Source organism: Agrobacterium sp. MS2 (genome assembly GCF_003261015.1).
Lineage (GTDB): Bacteria > Pseudomonadota > Alphaproteobacteria > Rhizobiales > Rhizobiaceae > Agrobacterium > Agrobacterium pusense.
On record NZ_QLNF01000086.1, the window covers coordinates 23519 to 37407 of the forward strand.

Consider the following 13889-nt stretch of genomic DNA (forward strand, 5'->3'; position numbering starts at 1 on the left):
TCGTTCTTCTCAGCGTTTTTAGTGGCGCTACAGGCGGAATACCCGCCTTTTTGCGAAGCATTGTGCAGGAACACGCGCTCAAAATCGGTGCATATGCGTATTTGTAGAGCAGTACACAAAAATTGTTCAACACTATGGACATGATTGTTCTGTTTTGTTAGCTTTTTCCATAAAACAAGGGCGGGGGAGAATAAGGTTTCATGCGCATTGTCGAATTGGCATCCGGCGTTTCGCGTCGGGTGGCTGCCATGGATGTAACCGGCACGGCTGCGGCGGCACTGCGGCTATTAATGCGGGGCATCGATTGTCGCGCGGCTGCCTGTGAAAAAGCAGCCTGAAGATGCAATCTCACCCGACATTTTCGATATTCCCGCCCGGCGTTGCGCGTAGCTCGCCTGCCCATCGCCCTTTTCTTTTTCCAGACCACCGCGCCGCTTCACCGGCGCAGGCCACGCCGGAGACACTGACATGACTGCCGCAAACGCAAACGCCCTGCTGTCCGTCGAAGGCCTGAGCGTCGAGTTTGGCAACAGCCGCGTCGTGGACGATATTTCCTTTCGCGTCGAGCCCGGCCGCACGGTGGCGATCGTCGGCGAATCCGGATCGGGAAAATCGGTCACGTCGCTCTCCACCATGCGCCTTGCGGACATGATGGGCGCGACCTATCCGACAGGCAAAATCCTGTTTGAAGGCAGGGACTTGCTGAAGGCCTCTCAGAAAGAGATGCGCTCGATCCGCGGCAAGGAGATCGCCATGATCTTCCAGGAGCCGATGACCTCGCTCAACCCCGTCTTCACCATCGGCGACCAGATCTGCGAAGTGCTTGTGCTGCATGAGAAGATGGGTAAGCAGGCAGCGATGGCAGAAGCACAGAAGCTTCTCGAAATGGTGCGCCTGCCCGATGCCGCCGAGCTTCTGAAGCGATACCCGCACCAGCTTTCCGGCGGCATGCGCCAGCGTGTGATGATTGCCATGGCGCTCGCCTGTCGTCCGAAGCTTCTCATTGCCGACGAACCGACGACGGCGCTCGACGTGACCATTCAGGCGCAGATCCTCAACATCATGCGCGACCTGCAAAAGAAGCTCGGCATGGGCATGGTCTTCATCACCCATGACATGGGCGTGGTGGCGGAAATGGCCGATGACGTCGTCGTCATGTGGAAGGGCAAGAAGGTCGAGGAAGGTCCGGTCAAGGATATCTTCGCCAATCCGCAGCACCCTTACACGCGCGCCCTGCTTTCCGCCGTTCCGCGCCTTGGCAGCATGGAAGGTGAAGCCTTTCCGAAGCGCCTGCCGCTCACCGTGCTGCAGGATGGCCAGCCGGTCGTGATCGGTGAAGAGCGCGTGCAAAATACCGCGAAATACGACCAGAAACCGCTTCTGTCGGTCAAGGACCTGTTCGTGCGCTTCGATATCCGCAAGAACCTGTTCGGCAAGGCAACGCACCGGTGCAGCGCCGTGCAGAAGGTCAGTTTCGATATTCATGCCGGCGAAACGCTGGCGCTGGTGGGAGAATCCGGCTCGGGGAAATCCACTATCGGCCGCACCATCCAGCAGTTGCAGTCGGCCATCTCGGGCGAAATAACCTTCAACGGCCGCAGCTTTGCACAGATGTCGGCGGCGGAACGCTTCCGCATGCGTCAGGAAGTGCAATATATCTTCCAGGACCCCTTCGCCTCGCTCGATCCACGCAAGACGGTTGGTTTTTCGATTGCCGAGCCGATCAACACCCATGGTTTGATCAATGATCAGAAAGCCGTAAAGCGGCGGGTGGATGAATTGCTGGAGCGTGTGGGCCTCTCCTCCGAGCACGCCGCGCGGTATCCGCACGAGTTTTCCGGTGGCCAGCGCCAGCGTGTCTGTATTGCCCGCGCGCTCGCTTCCGATCCGAAGCTCATCATTGCCGACGAGGCGCTGTCGGCGCTCGATGTTTCCATTCAGGCGCAGATCATCAATCTGTTCATGGATTTGCAGGCCGAGCGCGGGCTCGCCTATCTCTTCATCAGCCATGACATGGCTGTCGTGGAAAAGATGAGCCATCGCGTCGCCGTGCTTTATCTCGGCCAGATCATGGAAATGGGCAGCCGCCGGCAGGTCTTCGAAACGCCGACGCATGATTATACCCGCCGCCTGCTGTCGGCCGTGCCGGTGGCCGATCCGACCATCGAGCGCCGCATTGCCATGATCGAGGGCGAAATTCCCAATCCCGTGCGCCGTGTCGGCGATGAGCCGGCCATTCTCGCCCATGAGGAAATCAATCCGGGCCACTTCATCGCGAAGAGCGCCTGAATAACAACCAGAACCACAACCATCTGAAGAGGAACAGGTAGATGACAATAATCAAGAAGGGGATGACGACAACGTTCGTCGCGCTTGCCATGGCCGCAACGGCCTTGACCGCCGCACCGGCTCTTGCCGCCGGCAAGATGACCATTTCCAGCCCGCAGGATCCGGGCAGCTGGGATCCGATCGACACCTTCCTCGTTCAATGGGCCGCTGTCGCCACCAACATCTTCGATGGCCTCACCTATCGCGGCCCGGACCTGAAGGTCGTGCCCGGCCTCGCCGAATCCTGGGAAGAGCTGGATGAAGGCAAGCGCATCCGCTTCAAGCTGCGCCAGAACGTCAAGTTCCACAATGGCGAGCCCTTTAACGCCGCCGCCGTCAAGTTCACCTTCGAGCGCCTTCTCGGCGAACAGGGTGCCAAGGGCCCGCAGCGCTCCAACTATGTCGCCATCGAAAGCGTCGATGTCATCGACGACTACACCGTCGACATGAAGCTGAAGGCGCCGGATCCGGTTCTGCTCACCAAGCTTGCCGGTTATGGCGGCATGATCGTGCCGCCGAAATATATCCAGGAAAAGGGTGAGGACAACTTTAACCTCAACCCTATCGGCACCGGCGCGTTCAAATTCGTATCCTATGCACCGAAGACCAACATCAAGCTTGAAGCCAACCCGGATTACTGGGGCGGCGCACCGAAGCTTTCCGAACTGGAATACCGCTTCATTTCAGAGCCGGCGACCGCCGTTGCCGAATTGCAGGCAGGCCGCGTCGATCTCGTCATTCCGCCCACCATCCCGATCGGCATGATCCCGGTCATCGAGGGCGATTCCAAGCTTCAGATCGTCAGCGTCCCCGGTCCGACCGTCGATGCGCTGCGTTTCAACACCCGTGACGGCATCACCGCCGATCCGAAGGTCCGCAAGGCCATCATCATGGCCGTCGACCGCGGCACGATCGTCAAGTCGATCCTTGCCGGCCAGGCATCGGAAATCGCAAGCTTCCAGAGCGCGCTGTCCTTCGGTTACGACCCGGAACTGAAGCCGCTGCCCTACGATCCTGAAGGCGCCAAGAAGCTTCTCGCGGAAGCCGGCGTCAAGCCGGGTGCGGCGCTGCAGATCGACATCCGCGGCAACGACGCGACGATGAACGAAGTGGCGCAGGTCATTTCCAGCTACCTCTCCATGGTTGGCATCACCGCCACCATCAAGCCCTATGAAACCAACGTTCTCTTGAACGACATCATTCCGCAGGGCAAGACCGGCGCGATGTTCCAGCAGAAATGGGGCGGCTGGACCTTCGATTACGATAACACCGCCTATTCCATGTATCACTCGGGTGAGAAGTGGAACCCCTATGACAAGGACGAAAAGCTGGACAAGCTCTTGGAATCCCAGCGTCCGCTGACGGACCGCGCCGAGCGCGAAAAGATTCTCAAGGAAATCGGCAGCTACACCGCCGAACGCGCGCTGGAAATCCCGCTCTACAACACCAATGCCATTTACGGCATCAACAAACGGGTCAAGGGTTTTGTCGCACCGCCTGACAATCGCCTGAAACTGACCGACGTTACCGTCGAATAATCAGGCTGGTTTCTGATCAACACACCTTGCCCGCCGCAATGCGGGCAAGGCCGGGTCTCTCTTCAAGGTAAAAAACGTGGCCGGTTTCCTCATCAAGCGATTGCTGCAGGCGATTTTTGTCGTCATCGCCATCACCCTTCTCGTTTCTTTCGCCATCCGCCTGACGGGTGACCCCGCCGTCACCATGTTCCAGGGCGGCGGCAGCATGACGGAAGATGATCTGGCGCGCATCCGTGCGGCGCTCGGCACCGACCGGCCGTTCTTCGTGCAATATTTCAGCTTCCTGAAGGGCCTTCTGACGCTCGATTTCGGCCGCAGCTTCACCGGCAGCACGCCGGTCTCGCGCCTGATCGCCGATGCCCTGCCCGCCACGCTGCTCTTGGCCTTCATCTCCATGGCGGTGTCGATTGCGCTGTCCATCCCGCTCGGCATCAAAGCCGCAACATCGCGTGGCAAGACGGCCGATCAGGTGATCCGCATCTTCTCGCTCGTCGGCCTTTCCTTCCCGAATTTCTGGCTGGCGACCATGCTGGTGCTGCTGTTCTCCATCACGCTCGGCTGGCTACCGCCAAGCGGCATGGGCGGTTTTGCGAGCTACATCATGCCCGCGGTCACCATGGGTGTGATCCTTACTGCCACCAATGTGCGGCTGGTGCGCACAGCAATGCTTGATACGCTGCGTTCTCAATACGTCATGGTGGCGCGCGCCAAGGGGCTCAGTGAAAGCAAGGTTCTCTACAAACACGCGCTGCGCAACTGCGCCATTCCGCTCATCACCTATTTCGGCCTGCAATTTGGTGGGCTGCTGGGCGGCATCGTCGTTATCGAGCGTGTCTTCAACTGGCCGGGCCTCGGCACGCTCGCCTTCGACGCGGTCGGCGCGCGCGATTATCCCGTGCTTCAGGCCGTCATCACCGTGCTGTCGCTCATGATCGTCGGCATCAACCTTCTGGTCGATATCGCCTATGGGCTTGTCGATCCGCGCATCCGCACGGAGTAAGTGACGATGGCTGCCAAATCCTCGCGTCTCGCGCGCTTCACCAATCTCGAATTCGTCCTCGGCGCGTCGCTGACGACAATCATCTGCCTTGCCGTCATCTTTTCCGATGTGCTGTTTCCTGGCGGAGCTGACAAGATCGACCTGATGGCGCGCCTTGCCAAACCCTTCGCCAATGCCGCCCATCCCCTGGGCACCGATCCGCTCGGGCGGGATGTGCTGGCGCGTGTCGTCGCCGGTGGCAAGATTTCGCTGCTGGTCGGTTTCACCTCGGTCATCGGCGCGGTCATCTTCGGCGTCGCCGTTGGCCTTGTCGCCGGTTATTATCGCGGCTTCTGGGATATGCTGGTCATGCGCTTTGCCGATATCCAGCTCGCCATGCCCTTCATCCTGCTCGCCATCACCTTCATCGCCATTGTCGGCGGCAGTCTCACCAACACCATCATCCTCCTGATCGTCTCGCAATGGGTGCAATATGCCCGTCTCGTGCGCGGATCGGTGCTGACGCTCAGGGAGCGGGAATTCATTCTTTCCGCCCGCGCCATCGGCGTGAAAGACTGGCGCATCATCCTTCAGCACCTGCTGCCGAACCTCATCGGCCCGGTCATCGTGCTGATGACGCTCAACGTCGCCAACAACATCCTGCTGGAAAGCAGCCTCACCTTCCTCGGTCTCGGCGTTGATCCGACAATTCCGAGCTGGGGCGGCATGCTGGCGGATGGGCGTACCTATCTGCAGACGGCATGGTGGGTTAGCGTCTTTCCCGGCCTTGCGATTCTTCTGACCGTGCTTGGCCTCAACCTTCTCGGCGACTGGCTGCGCGACAGCCTCGACCCAACAGGCAGAACCTCGAGGTAACCGTGATGAGCCAGATTTTCGACAAGACCTTCGAACGCACGCTGGACGCGCTTGTCGCCAAAGCCGAGCCCGGCCAGTCCTTCGAGGCATGGACCTTCGATGACGCCAAAAGCCGCCGCGAGACTGAGGAGAGGCTGAAGAAAAAAGGCATCTGCGCCCGCATCCGCAGCGCCTACAAGCCGCTTCTCTTCACCTTTCTGGAAGAGATCAATCTGGATGGCGTCGACGCCATCGAAGTGCGTTACCCGGTGCACGAAAACGCCCCCTCCAACCGTTTCCGGCTGGAGGCCTATCCGCTGGCGGCGCTGGTGGGCGATGCGAAGCTGGATTTCATCGCCCGCGAGGACGACAGTTTCCATTATGAGGTGACGCTGAGCCGCCGTGGCAAGACGGAAACTCTGAAGGTTCTGGCTCCGAACCGGGTTCATACCGATATCGTCGGCGAAACCAATGTCTCGCCAACCGGCTGGTTCCGGCTTGCCGGTGATGCCTCGGGCGAGCGACTGGAGACGGATTACGAACAGCTTTTTGAAGCGGCAATCAGTGCCGTCGCCAACCACGGCTGGGGCGATGAAGAGCCCTATTTCGAGGAACTGAACATCCGTGTTACCCATCCGGCAGAAGATCTGCCTCTTTCCGTTGGTGATGAGGTCGTCAGCCTGCGCGAAGCGCTGCACGAGGATTTCTATTTCTCGCTGCTGGAGTTCTTTCAGAAAAAATCCGGCCGCCCGCTGGGTGACCGTGGCCTCAAGCCCGGCCAGATCGTACCGGAAATCGTCAAAAGCGAAGGCGAGATCACCCTTCACATCGAGACCCGCCCGCTCACAACCGCCTTCCTCGATGGCGGCGAGCAACCGATCGATGAGGCGCGCGAACCGGTTGCGGCAGGCCAGCTCGCAGGGCTGCTTGAGGAAATCGGCGGCGAGGCATTCCAGGCGCGCTCCCGCTCCGGCCGCGTCCTTTCCGCCCGTTATGTCGCCGGCAGCGATGCCGCGGTTATGATCAGCGGCGGCCAGCACCCCAACGAGACGACGGGCATCGTCGGCGCCATCCGCGCCGCCCGCAAACTCGCTGATCGCAAGGGCGCGCATTTCACCATCTCGCCGCTGGAAAATCCTGACGGTTACGCCCTGCATCAGCGTCTGCGCGTCGATAATCCGCGCCACATGCATCATGCGGCGCGGTACACCGCCCTTGGCGATGACCTCGAATATCGCACGTCGGAAAATTCGGCTGCGCATCTGAACGAGAAGGAAATCCGTTTCAAGGCGCAGGAAATGAGCGGCGCCAGCCTGCATGTGAACCTGCACGGTTATCCCTCGCATGAGTGGACCAGACCACTGTCAGGTTATGTGCCGCGCAATTTCGCCATGTGGACGCTGCCGAAGGGTTTCTTCCTCATCATCCGCCACCATGCGGACTGGGAAAGCCGAGCGGAAGCCCTGCTGGACAAGGTAACCCGCCATCTCGGCGCCATTCCCGGCTTGCTAGACTACAATAACCGCCAGATCGCGCTTTATGAAATCCACGCCGGCGAAACCGGTTTCCGCATCATCAACGGCTTTCCGTGCCTGTCGTCCATCGATGACCGCCACACCGTGCCGATGACGCTGATCACCGAATATCCCGACGAAACCATCTATGGCACGGATTTCATCACCGGCCACACCGCGCAAATGGAAACGGTGCTGTCCGCCTACGATGCCTGGCAGGAAATCCTGTCGCCGCAAGTGGCCTGATACGGCAACCGCCCCGGGCGGGCGGTTCACTTCCCCGGCGTTGTCGCAGCCAGTTTCTGATCGCGCTGTTTTTGCAGCAGCTTCTTGCCCTTGCTGAGAATATGCAGGTTGGCGGCATCAAGCTTGTTATATCCCGCCTGGATAATATCGAGATCGGCCACATGGCCGATGGCGGCCAGCTTGTACATCACGTCGCCGACGGCTACGTCGATGGTCGGTGCAGGTGATGACACGGCGTCCTTGACGGCCGCTTCCACATCCTCCATCGCACCACCCATGGCATGATAAAGCGTCAGCGCCTTGCGCAGAAATGCTTCACGACGCTCGATCCGGTTGTTGAGCCTGTTTTCTCCAACGCGATTGCGCATCAGCTCAACAGCTTTATTCTGATATTCGCCCATCAAGACACCAAATAACGTTCTAAATATGCTTGGGGAGACTACGAAAAATCCCCTTAGAACTGGTTAAAGCTCTGGTTGCGGGACGGCCGGTCGCGCGGTTGCAGGCGACATTTGCCCCGAACTGTTTGACCGCGAAGACCAAGGCCGATGCGGAGCTGAAAAAGGGGCAGGCGCCGGGCTGATTTCCCGATCCGATATGGGCAAGGCGTCAAAGACGCAGTATTGATAACCGTCAGGTTATTTATTACCCCCCTTATTTCATTTTACTTTGATATTCTTAATCATCAATCTGGCAGCCTGGACCGGTGGATGGGAGCCACAGGCGAATTTGGAGGAAACCATGAAATTTCGGATCACCGTGGCGATAGCGGCCATCTGTTTCAGCTCTGCCGCTTATGCAGAAACGATCAAGGTGGGCGTTGTCGGCCCGTTTTCCGGCCCGTTTGCGCTGCAGGGCAAGAACTTCAAGGCCGGCATCGATGCCTGGTTTGCCCTTCACGGCAACAAGGTCGGCAATGACACGGTGGAGGTCGTCTATCGCGATGTGCCGCAGGCCGATCCGGCGCAATCCAAGGCACTGGCGCAGGAGCTGGTGGTGAAGGAAGGCGTGCAATATCTTGCCGGCTTCTATTTTACCCCTGACGCCATGGCCGTCACACCCCTGCTGAAGCAGGGCAACGTGCCGATGGTGGTCATGAATGCCGCCACCTCGGCCATCGTGACCAAGAGCCCCTATGTGGTGCGCACGTCGTTCACCACCTGGCAGACTTCCACCCCCATCGCCAAGGTGGCCTTTGACGGCGGCGTGAAGAAGGTCATCTCACTGGTCAGCGATTATGGCCCGGGCGTCGATGCCGAAAATGCTTTCAAGGCGGCCTTCACCGCTGCCGGCGGCGAAGTGGTTGAAACCATCCGCATGCCGCTTTCCACCAATGATTTCAGTCCCATCATGCAACGTGTGAAGGATTCCGGCGCACAGGGTGTTTTCGCCTTCCTGCCATCGGGCCCGACCACGCTCGGTTTCGTCAAGGCCTTCAACGACAACGGCCTGAAATCCGCAGGCGTCAAGCTCTTCGCGCCGGGTGATCTGACGCAGGAATCCGACCTGCCGGCGCTCGGGGAAGCCGCACTCGGCATGCAGACGACCTTCCATTATGCCATCTCGCATGATTCACCCGAGAACAAGACCTTCGTGGAAGCCGCAACCAAGGCAATCGGCAATCCGAAGGAACTCTCCTTCCCTTCCGTCGGCGCCTTTGACGGCATGTATGTCATCAGCAAGATGATCGAGGCCACTGGCGGCAAGCAGGATGCGGAAAAGGCGGTTGAGGCAGTCAAGGGCCTTTCCTGGACAAGCCCGCGCGGCCCGGTCAGCATCGACCCGGAAAGCCGCCACATCACGCAGAACATCTATCTGCGCGAAGTAGCCAAGGCCGATGACGGCAGCTATTACAACAAGGAAGTCCAGACCTTCGAAAAACAGGGCGATCCGGGTCTCGCCGCCGCGAAGTAACGGCCAGACAGGACAATATTGCCGGGCCGCCAGTGGCGGCCCGTTTCCGGCCCGGACGGGCATTGCAGCACCGGGAGGAGTTTCTTCATCATGCAGACGGTCTTCAGCATCCTCATCGATGCGCTTGCCTATGGCATGGTCCTGTTCATCATCTCCATCGGCCTTTCGGTCACCATGGGGCTGATGCGTGTGGTCAATCTGGCGCACGGCGCTTTCGCCATGATCGGCGGTTATCTCGCCTCCTATGCCGCCCACGGACTGGGTCTCGGTTATGCGGCTGCGATCCTCGTCGCCATCGTCGGCACCATCGTCATCGCCATACCGCTGGAACGTTTCCTTTATCGCCGCATCTATGGCGCGCCGGAACTGACACAGGTGCTGATGACCATCGGCATCACCTTCTGCATCATTGGCATCGCGAACTTCGTTTTCGGCCCGACGCTGAAGACCATTCCGCTGCCGCAGCAGCTGGCCGGCCCCACCGATCTTGGCTTCCGCACCATCGCCACCCACCGCATCTTCGCCATTGCCTGCGGTCTTGCCGTGGCCGGCGCGCTGTGGTTCACCTTTGAAAAGACCGCCTTCGGCATCAAGCTGCGCGCGGCGGTCGATAATGCCGCCATGGCCGCAGCCCTCGGCGTGCGCACCGAAATCATCTATGCCGTCAGCTTCGCCATCGCCGTCGGACTAGCCGCCATGGGCGGCGTCATCGGCGCGGAACTGCTGCCGGTGGAACCCTATTATGCCCTGCGCTACATGGTCACCTTTCTGGTCGTGGTTTCCGTTGGTGGCGCGGGCTCCATTCCCGGCGCGTTGATCGCCTGCCTGCTGCTCGGCGCCATCGATACGACCGGGCGATATCTTGCGCCCGAATATGGCGAGTTCTTCTTTTATCTGGCGGTCATCGTGATCATCACGCTGTTCCCGCGCGGCCTTCTTGGAAGGGCGAAATGAGATGGCGGTGCTCATGAACGACGTGACTGAAACGGCAGACATTCCGAAGGCGCGCTCACCACTGCGCGCGCTCGCGGGGCCGCTCCTCATCATCGCCGCCGCTGTTGCCGGTTATTACCTGTTTCCGGATAATCTGGCGCTTCTGACACGCATCATAGCCATCGCGCTTCTGGTGCTGTCGATCGATCTCGTCACCGGTTATTGCGGCGTCGCCACGCTTGGCCATGCCGCCCTCTTCGGCGCCGGCGCTTATGCCGCCGGCATCGCCGCCGCCCATTTCGAAATCACCGACCCGCTTCTCATGACCGTCATCGGCGCGGCAGCGGGCGGCGTGGCCGGGCTGCTTTCCGGCGCGGTGCTGCTGCGTGCCCACGGGCTTCCACAGCTTGTGCTATCCATCGCCGTCATCCACCTGTTCCACGAGGCGGCGAACAAGGCTTCAGGCTGGACCGGCGGCAGCGACGGTCTTGCCGGCGTTTCGCCGGACGCGCTGTTCGGCACCTTCGAATTCGACCTCTTCGGCCGCACCGCCTATATCTATGGTGTCTGCCTGCTGCTTGTCGTCTTCCTCGCCCTAAAGGTGGTCGTCAATTCACCATTCGGCATGTTGTGCCGCGGCGTCAAACAGGACAGCATCCGCATTCAGGCCATGGGCGGCGCCGTCAATGGCACAATCCTGAAGATGTTCGTTATCTCAGGCATCGTCGCCGGCATCGGTGGTGCGCTCAACGCCATCTCCACGCAGGTTGTCGGCCTGGACAGCCTCAGCTTCACGCTATCGGCCGAGGGGCTGGTCATGCTGGTGCTCGGTGGCGCGGGTTCCCTTTACGGCGCGCTGATCGGCACCGTCACCTTCATGTGGTTTGAAGACGTGGTTTCCGCCGCCAACCCGTTTCACTGGCTCACCATTGTCGGCCTGCTGCTGATCGCCGTCGTGCTCTTCGCGCCGCGCGGCCTTTATGGCGCAGGCGAACAGATCATCGCGCGTCTCCGGGGAGGTCGCAAATGAGCGCCATTTTCGAAGTCTCCGGCCTGCAGAAAAATTTCGGCGGCCTCGTCGTCACCAACAACGTCTCGCTGTCGCTTTCGCCGGGAGACCGGACGGTACTCATCGGGCCCAATGGCGCCGGCAAGACGACCTTTGTCAATCTCGTCACCGGCAATATCAAACCGTCAGCCGGCACGGTGCGCATCGCCGGCGAGGATGTGACGGGCCTCAGCGCCAGCCAGCGCGTGAAACGCGGGCTCGTACGTTCCTTCCAGGTTACCAGGCTGTTTCAGGACATGACGCCAGAGGAGCACGTGGCGCTCGCCATTCTCCAGCGTGAGGGAAAGACCGGCCGGATTTTCGGCCGTTACCGTGCCATGCCTGCGGTGATGGGCGAAGCCCGCGACATTCTCGGCACGCTTGGCCTCACGGCCCTCGCCGAAACAAAGGTGCGCGAAATCGCCTATGGCCAGCAGCGGCTGATCGAGATCGCGCTTGCCATGGCGCTTCGCCCGAAAATCCTCTTGCTCGACGAGCCGGCCGCCGGCGTGCCTTCCACGGAAACCGCGCGCATCGAACAGGCGCTTGACCGGCTGCCATCCGACCTCGCGATCCTGATGATCGAACACGACATGGATCTGGTCTTCCGTTTTGCCAAGCGCGTCGTCGTTTTGGCCGCCGGCGCCGTCATTTTCGACGGTTCGCCTGATGATGTCACCAGCAATGCGGAAGTCCGCCAAGCCTATCTGGGAAGTTACGCCGATGCCCGCAGCGCCGCTTGAAATCGTCAACCTCACGGCCGGTTATGGCCCGACAAGGGTCATCGAGGGCCTGTCGCTTTCCGTGCCATCGGGCTCGCGTTTCGCCGTGCTCGGCCGCAACGGCGTCGGCAAGACAAGCCTCTTCGCCACGCTGGCCGGCCAGACGAAGCGTTTTTCCGGCGATATCCGCATCGGGGGGCAGGAGATTGGCACCCTGCCAAGTGCTGCGCGCGCCAAGGCCGGCCTCGGTTACGTGCCACAGACCCGTGACGTGTTTCCGACGCTGACGGTGGAGGAAAACCTGTTCGTGGGCCTCAAGGGGCGACCGAAATCGGCGATAGAGGAAGCCTACACGCTGTTTCCGCGCCTCAAGGAGCGCCGCCGCAATCTCGGCTCGCAACTTTCCGGTGGCGAACAGCAGATGCTGTCCACCGCCCGCACCATTCTCGGCCAGCCGCGGGTGCTGCTGCTCGATGAACCGCTCGAAGGCCTCGCCCCCGTCATCTGCGAAGAGCTGATGGCCGCCTTCTCCAAGCTTGCGCAATCCGGCGAAATGACCATTCTTCTCGTCGAACAACGCATCCAGATGGCCATCGACTTCGCCGACCACGCCATCATCATGGAACGCGGCCGCATCGTCTGGGACGGACCGTCGAGCGAACTGGTGGAGAACCCGGATATTATCGATACGCATCTAGGCGTGGGTGGGCTGCACTAAGCCAACGTATCGCCATTGCGCGTTCATATATAATCTCCGTCATACCGGCCTTGAGCCGGCATCCAGGCACCCCAAGTCTTTGGGGTGAAGAGACCCTTCGCGCCGCGCCGACGCGCGTCGGCTAGATTCCGGCTCGAGGCCGGTATGACGGAGGGTGACCGATCACACAAAGCCCCGCCGTCTCATCTGCCCTTCCTCCGAAAAACCCAATGGAATAAAAATTCCATTGCAGTTAAAGTGCACACGATTTCAATCTGCACCAGGGAACGACAATGACGGCAATCGAGGCGCCAGACTCCGTAAAGGCTTTTGAGGAGCGCCTGCTCCAGGTGGCGGAGGGTTTGCCGAAACGATTGCGGCAATGTGCCGATTATGTCGCCTCCAATCAGGATCGAATCGCCGTTTCCACCGTCGCCGAAATGGCTGAAGGCGCCGGCGTGCAACCCTCGGCCTTCATGCGTTTCTGCCAGATCATGGGTTTTTCCGGATTTTCGGAAATGCAGCGCCTGTTCCGTGATTCCTATGTCGGCGGCTGGCCGGATTATGCCACGCGGCTCGATCATCTGCGCGAAAAGGGCGATGAAAGCGCGTCCGGCCTGCTTGCCGAATTCGTGGAAGCCGGCCGCTCGTCGCTTGAAATGCTGCTGAAATCGGTCGACACCCGACAGCTCGATGAGGCGGTTTCCGTGCTGGCCAAGGCGCGCACCGTGCATATCGTCGGCCTGCGGCGGTCCTTCCCCATTGCCAGCTATCTGGCCTATGCCTTCGAGAAGATGAAGGTGCCGGCGGTTCTGCATAGCGCCGTGGGCGGGCTCGGCAATATCAGTGCGATTTCCCGCGACGACGCGCTGATCGCAATCACCTTTTCCCCCTACTCTACCGAGACGCTGGAACTGGCGGAAACGGCCCGCGCCAAGGGCGTTCCGGTTGTCGCCATGTCCGATTCCGCCGTCAATCCGCTAAGGAAATCCGGCGCAACGCTGCTGACGGTTACAGAGATCGATTTCGGCGCTTTCCGCTCCCTTTCGGCCACGCTCTGTCTCGCCATCACGCTGGCCGTGGCTGTGGGAACACGCAAGACGGCCTGAATATTT

13 protein-coding genes are annotated in these 13889 nt (G+C 60.3%); 12 read left to right on the top strand and 1 reads right to left on the bottom strand.

Annotated features, from left to right (window positions below):
* Nucleotides 1–200: 200 nt before the first annotated feature.
* The 6 genes from DOU54_RS27595 to DOU54_RS23055 all read left to right on the top strand — a co-directional run bounded on the left by DOU54_RS27595 (nt 201) and on the right by DOU54_RS23055 (nt 7460).
* Nucleotides 201–338, top strand: a complete 138-nt coding sequence (locus DOU54_RS27595; RefSeq protein WP_193603444.1) for a hypothetical protein — start codon at nt 201–203, stop codon at nt 336–338.
* 130 nt (nt 339–468) lie between these two features.
* Nucleotides 469–2289 (top strand): ABC transporter ATP-binding protein, encoded by a 1821-nt coding sequence (locus tag DOU54_RS23035; protein ID WP_004445135.1) that lies wholly within the window; start codon nt 469–471, stop codon nt 2287–2289.
* Between the two features lie 41 nt (nt 2290–2330).
* Nucleotides 2331–3866, top strand: coding sequence for an ABC transporter substrate-binding protein (locus DOU54_RS23040; protein ID WP_113382267.1), 1536 nt, complete (start codon nt 2331–2333; stop codon nt 3864–3866).
* 76 nt (nt 3867–3942) lie between these two features.
* On the top strand, nt 3943–4866 hold the full coding sequence (locus tag DOU54_RS23045) for an ABC transporter permease (protein ID WP_006700225.1): 924 nt from the start codon (nt 3943–3945) through the stop codon (nt 4864–4866).
* 6 nt (nt 4867–4872) lie between these two features.
* Nucleotides 4873–5721 carry an ABC transporter permease gene (locus tag DOU54_RS23050; RefSeq protein WP_113731841.1) on the top strand — a complete coding sequence of 283 codons (849 nt, stop codon included), beginning with the start codon at nt 4873–4875 and terminating at the stop codon, nt 5719–5721.
* 5 nt (nt 5722–5726) lie between these two features.
* A complete protein-coding gene (locus DOU54_RS23055) occupies nt 5727–7460 on the top strand; it encodes a M14 family metallopeptidase (protein WP_113731842.1) in 1734 nt (577 codons plus the stop codon).
* 26 nt (nt 7461–7486) lie between these two features.
* Here the strand turns inward: DOU54_RS23055 and DOU54_RS23060 are convergent, their stop codons facing one another.
* Nucleotides 7487–7861 carry a hypothetical protein gene (locus DOU54_RS23060; RefSeq protein ID WP_006700227.1) on the bottom strand — a complete coding sequence of 125 codons (375 nt, stop codon included), beginning with the start codon at nt 7859–7861 and terminating at the stop codon, nt 7487–7489.
* A gap of 340 nt (nt 7862–8201) precedes the next feature.
* Between DOU54_RS23060 and DOU54_RS23065 the strand changes: the two genes are divergently transcribed.
* The 6 genes from DOU54_RS23065 (at nt 8202) to DOU54_RS23090 (ending at nt 13883) form a co-directional block, all read left to right on the top strand.
* Nucleotides 8202–9374 (top strand): ABC transporter substrate-binding protein, encoded by a 1173-nt coding sequence (locus tag DOU54_RS23065; RefSeq protein ID WP_004445145.1) that lies wholly within the window; start codon nt 8202–8204, stop codon nt 9372–9374.
* A gap of 90 nt (nt 9375–9464) precedes the next feature.
* Nucleotides 9465–10328, top strand: a complete 864-nt coding sequence (locus DOU54_RS23070) for a branched-chain amino acid ABC transporter permease (protein ID WP_004445147.1) — start codon at nt 9465–9467, stop codon at nt 10326–10328.
* A 1-nt stretch (nt 10329) separates the two neighbouring features.
* Nucleotides 10330–11337, top strand: coding sequence for a branched-chain amino acid ABC transporter permease (locus DOU54_RS23075; RefSeq protein ID WP_107339574.1), 1008 nt, complete (start codon nt 10330–10332; stop codon nt 11335–11337).
* A complete protein-coding gene (locus DOU54_RS23080) occupies nt 11334–12098 on the top strand; it encodes an ABC transporter ATP-binding protein (protein ID WP_004445150.1) in 765 nt (254 codons plus the stop codon). The genes DOU54_RS23075 and DOU54_RS23080 overlap by 4 nt, the downstream gene beginning before the upstream one ends.
* Nucleotides 12079–12795 (top strand): ABC transporter ATP-binding protein, encoded by a 717-nt coding sequence (locus DOU54_RS23085; protein WP_004445152.1) that lies wholly within the window; start codon nt 12079–12081, stop codon nt 12793–12795. The genes DOU54_RS23080 and DOU54_RS23085 overlap by 20 nt, the downstream gene beginning before the upstream one ends.
* A gap of 272 nt (nt 12796–13067) precedes the next feature.
* On the top strand, nt 13068–13883 hold the full coding sequence (locus DOU54_RS23090; protein WP_004445154.1) for a MurR/RpiR family transcriptional regulator: 816 nt from the start codon (nt 13068–13070) through the stop codon (nt 13881–13883).
* Nucleotides 13884–13889: the final 6 nt, after the last annotated feature.

Bases quoted from the DNA above. Each gene is read 5' to 3' on its own strand.
- DOU54_RS23055 (WP_113731842.1), top strand. From the start codon at position 5,727: ATGAGCCAGATTTTCGACAAGACCTTCGAACGCACGCTGGACGCGCTT.
- DOU54_RS23040 (WP_113382267.1), top strand. From the start codon at position 2,331: ATGACAATAATCAAGAAGGGGATGACGACAACGTTCGTCGCGCTTGCC.
- DOU54_RS23085 (WP_004445152.1), top strand. From the start codon at position 12,079: ATGCCCGCAGCGCCGCTTGAAATCGTCAACCTCACGGCCGGTTATGGC.
- DOU54_RS23070 (WP_004445147.1), top strand. From the start codon at position 9,465: ATGCAGACGGTCTTCAGCATCCTCATCGATGCGCTTGCCTATGGCATG.
- DOU54_RS23075 (WP_107339574.1), top strand. From the start codon at position 10,330: ATGGCGGTGCTCATGAACGACGTGACTGAAACGGCAGACATTCCGAAG.
- DOU54_RS23060 (WP_006700227.1), bottom strand. From the start codon at position 7,861: ATGGGCGAATATCAGAATAAAGCTGTTGAGCTGATGCGCAATCGCGTT.
- DOU54_RS23050 (WP_113731841.1), top strand. From the start codon at position 4,873: ATGGCTGCCAAATCCTCGCGTCTCGCGCGCTTCACCAATCTCGAATTC.
- DOU54_RS27595 (WP_193603444.1), top strand. From the start codon at position 201: ATGCGCATTGTCGAATTGGCATCCGGCGTTTCGCGTCGGGTGGCTGCC.
- DOU54_RS23065 (WP_004445145.1), top strand. From the start codon at position 8,202: ATGAAATTTCGGATCACCGTGGCGATAGCGGCCATCTGTTTCAGCTCT.
- DOU54_RS23035 (WP_004445135.1), top strand. From the start codon at position 469: ATGACTGCCGCAAACGCAAACGCCCTGCTGTCCGTCGAAGGCCTGAGC.
- DOU54_RS23080 (WP_004445150.1), top strand. From the start codon at position 11,334: ATGAGCGCCATTTTCGAAGTCTCCGGCCTGCAGAAAAATTTCGGCGGC.
- DOU54_RS23090 (WP_004445154.1), top strand. From the start codon at position 13,068: ATGACGGCAATCGAGGCGCCAGACTCCGTAAAGGCTTTTGAGGAGCGC.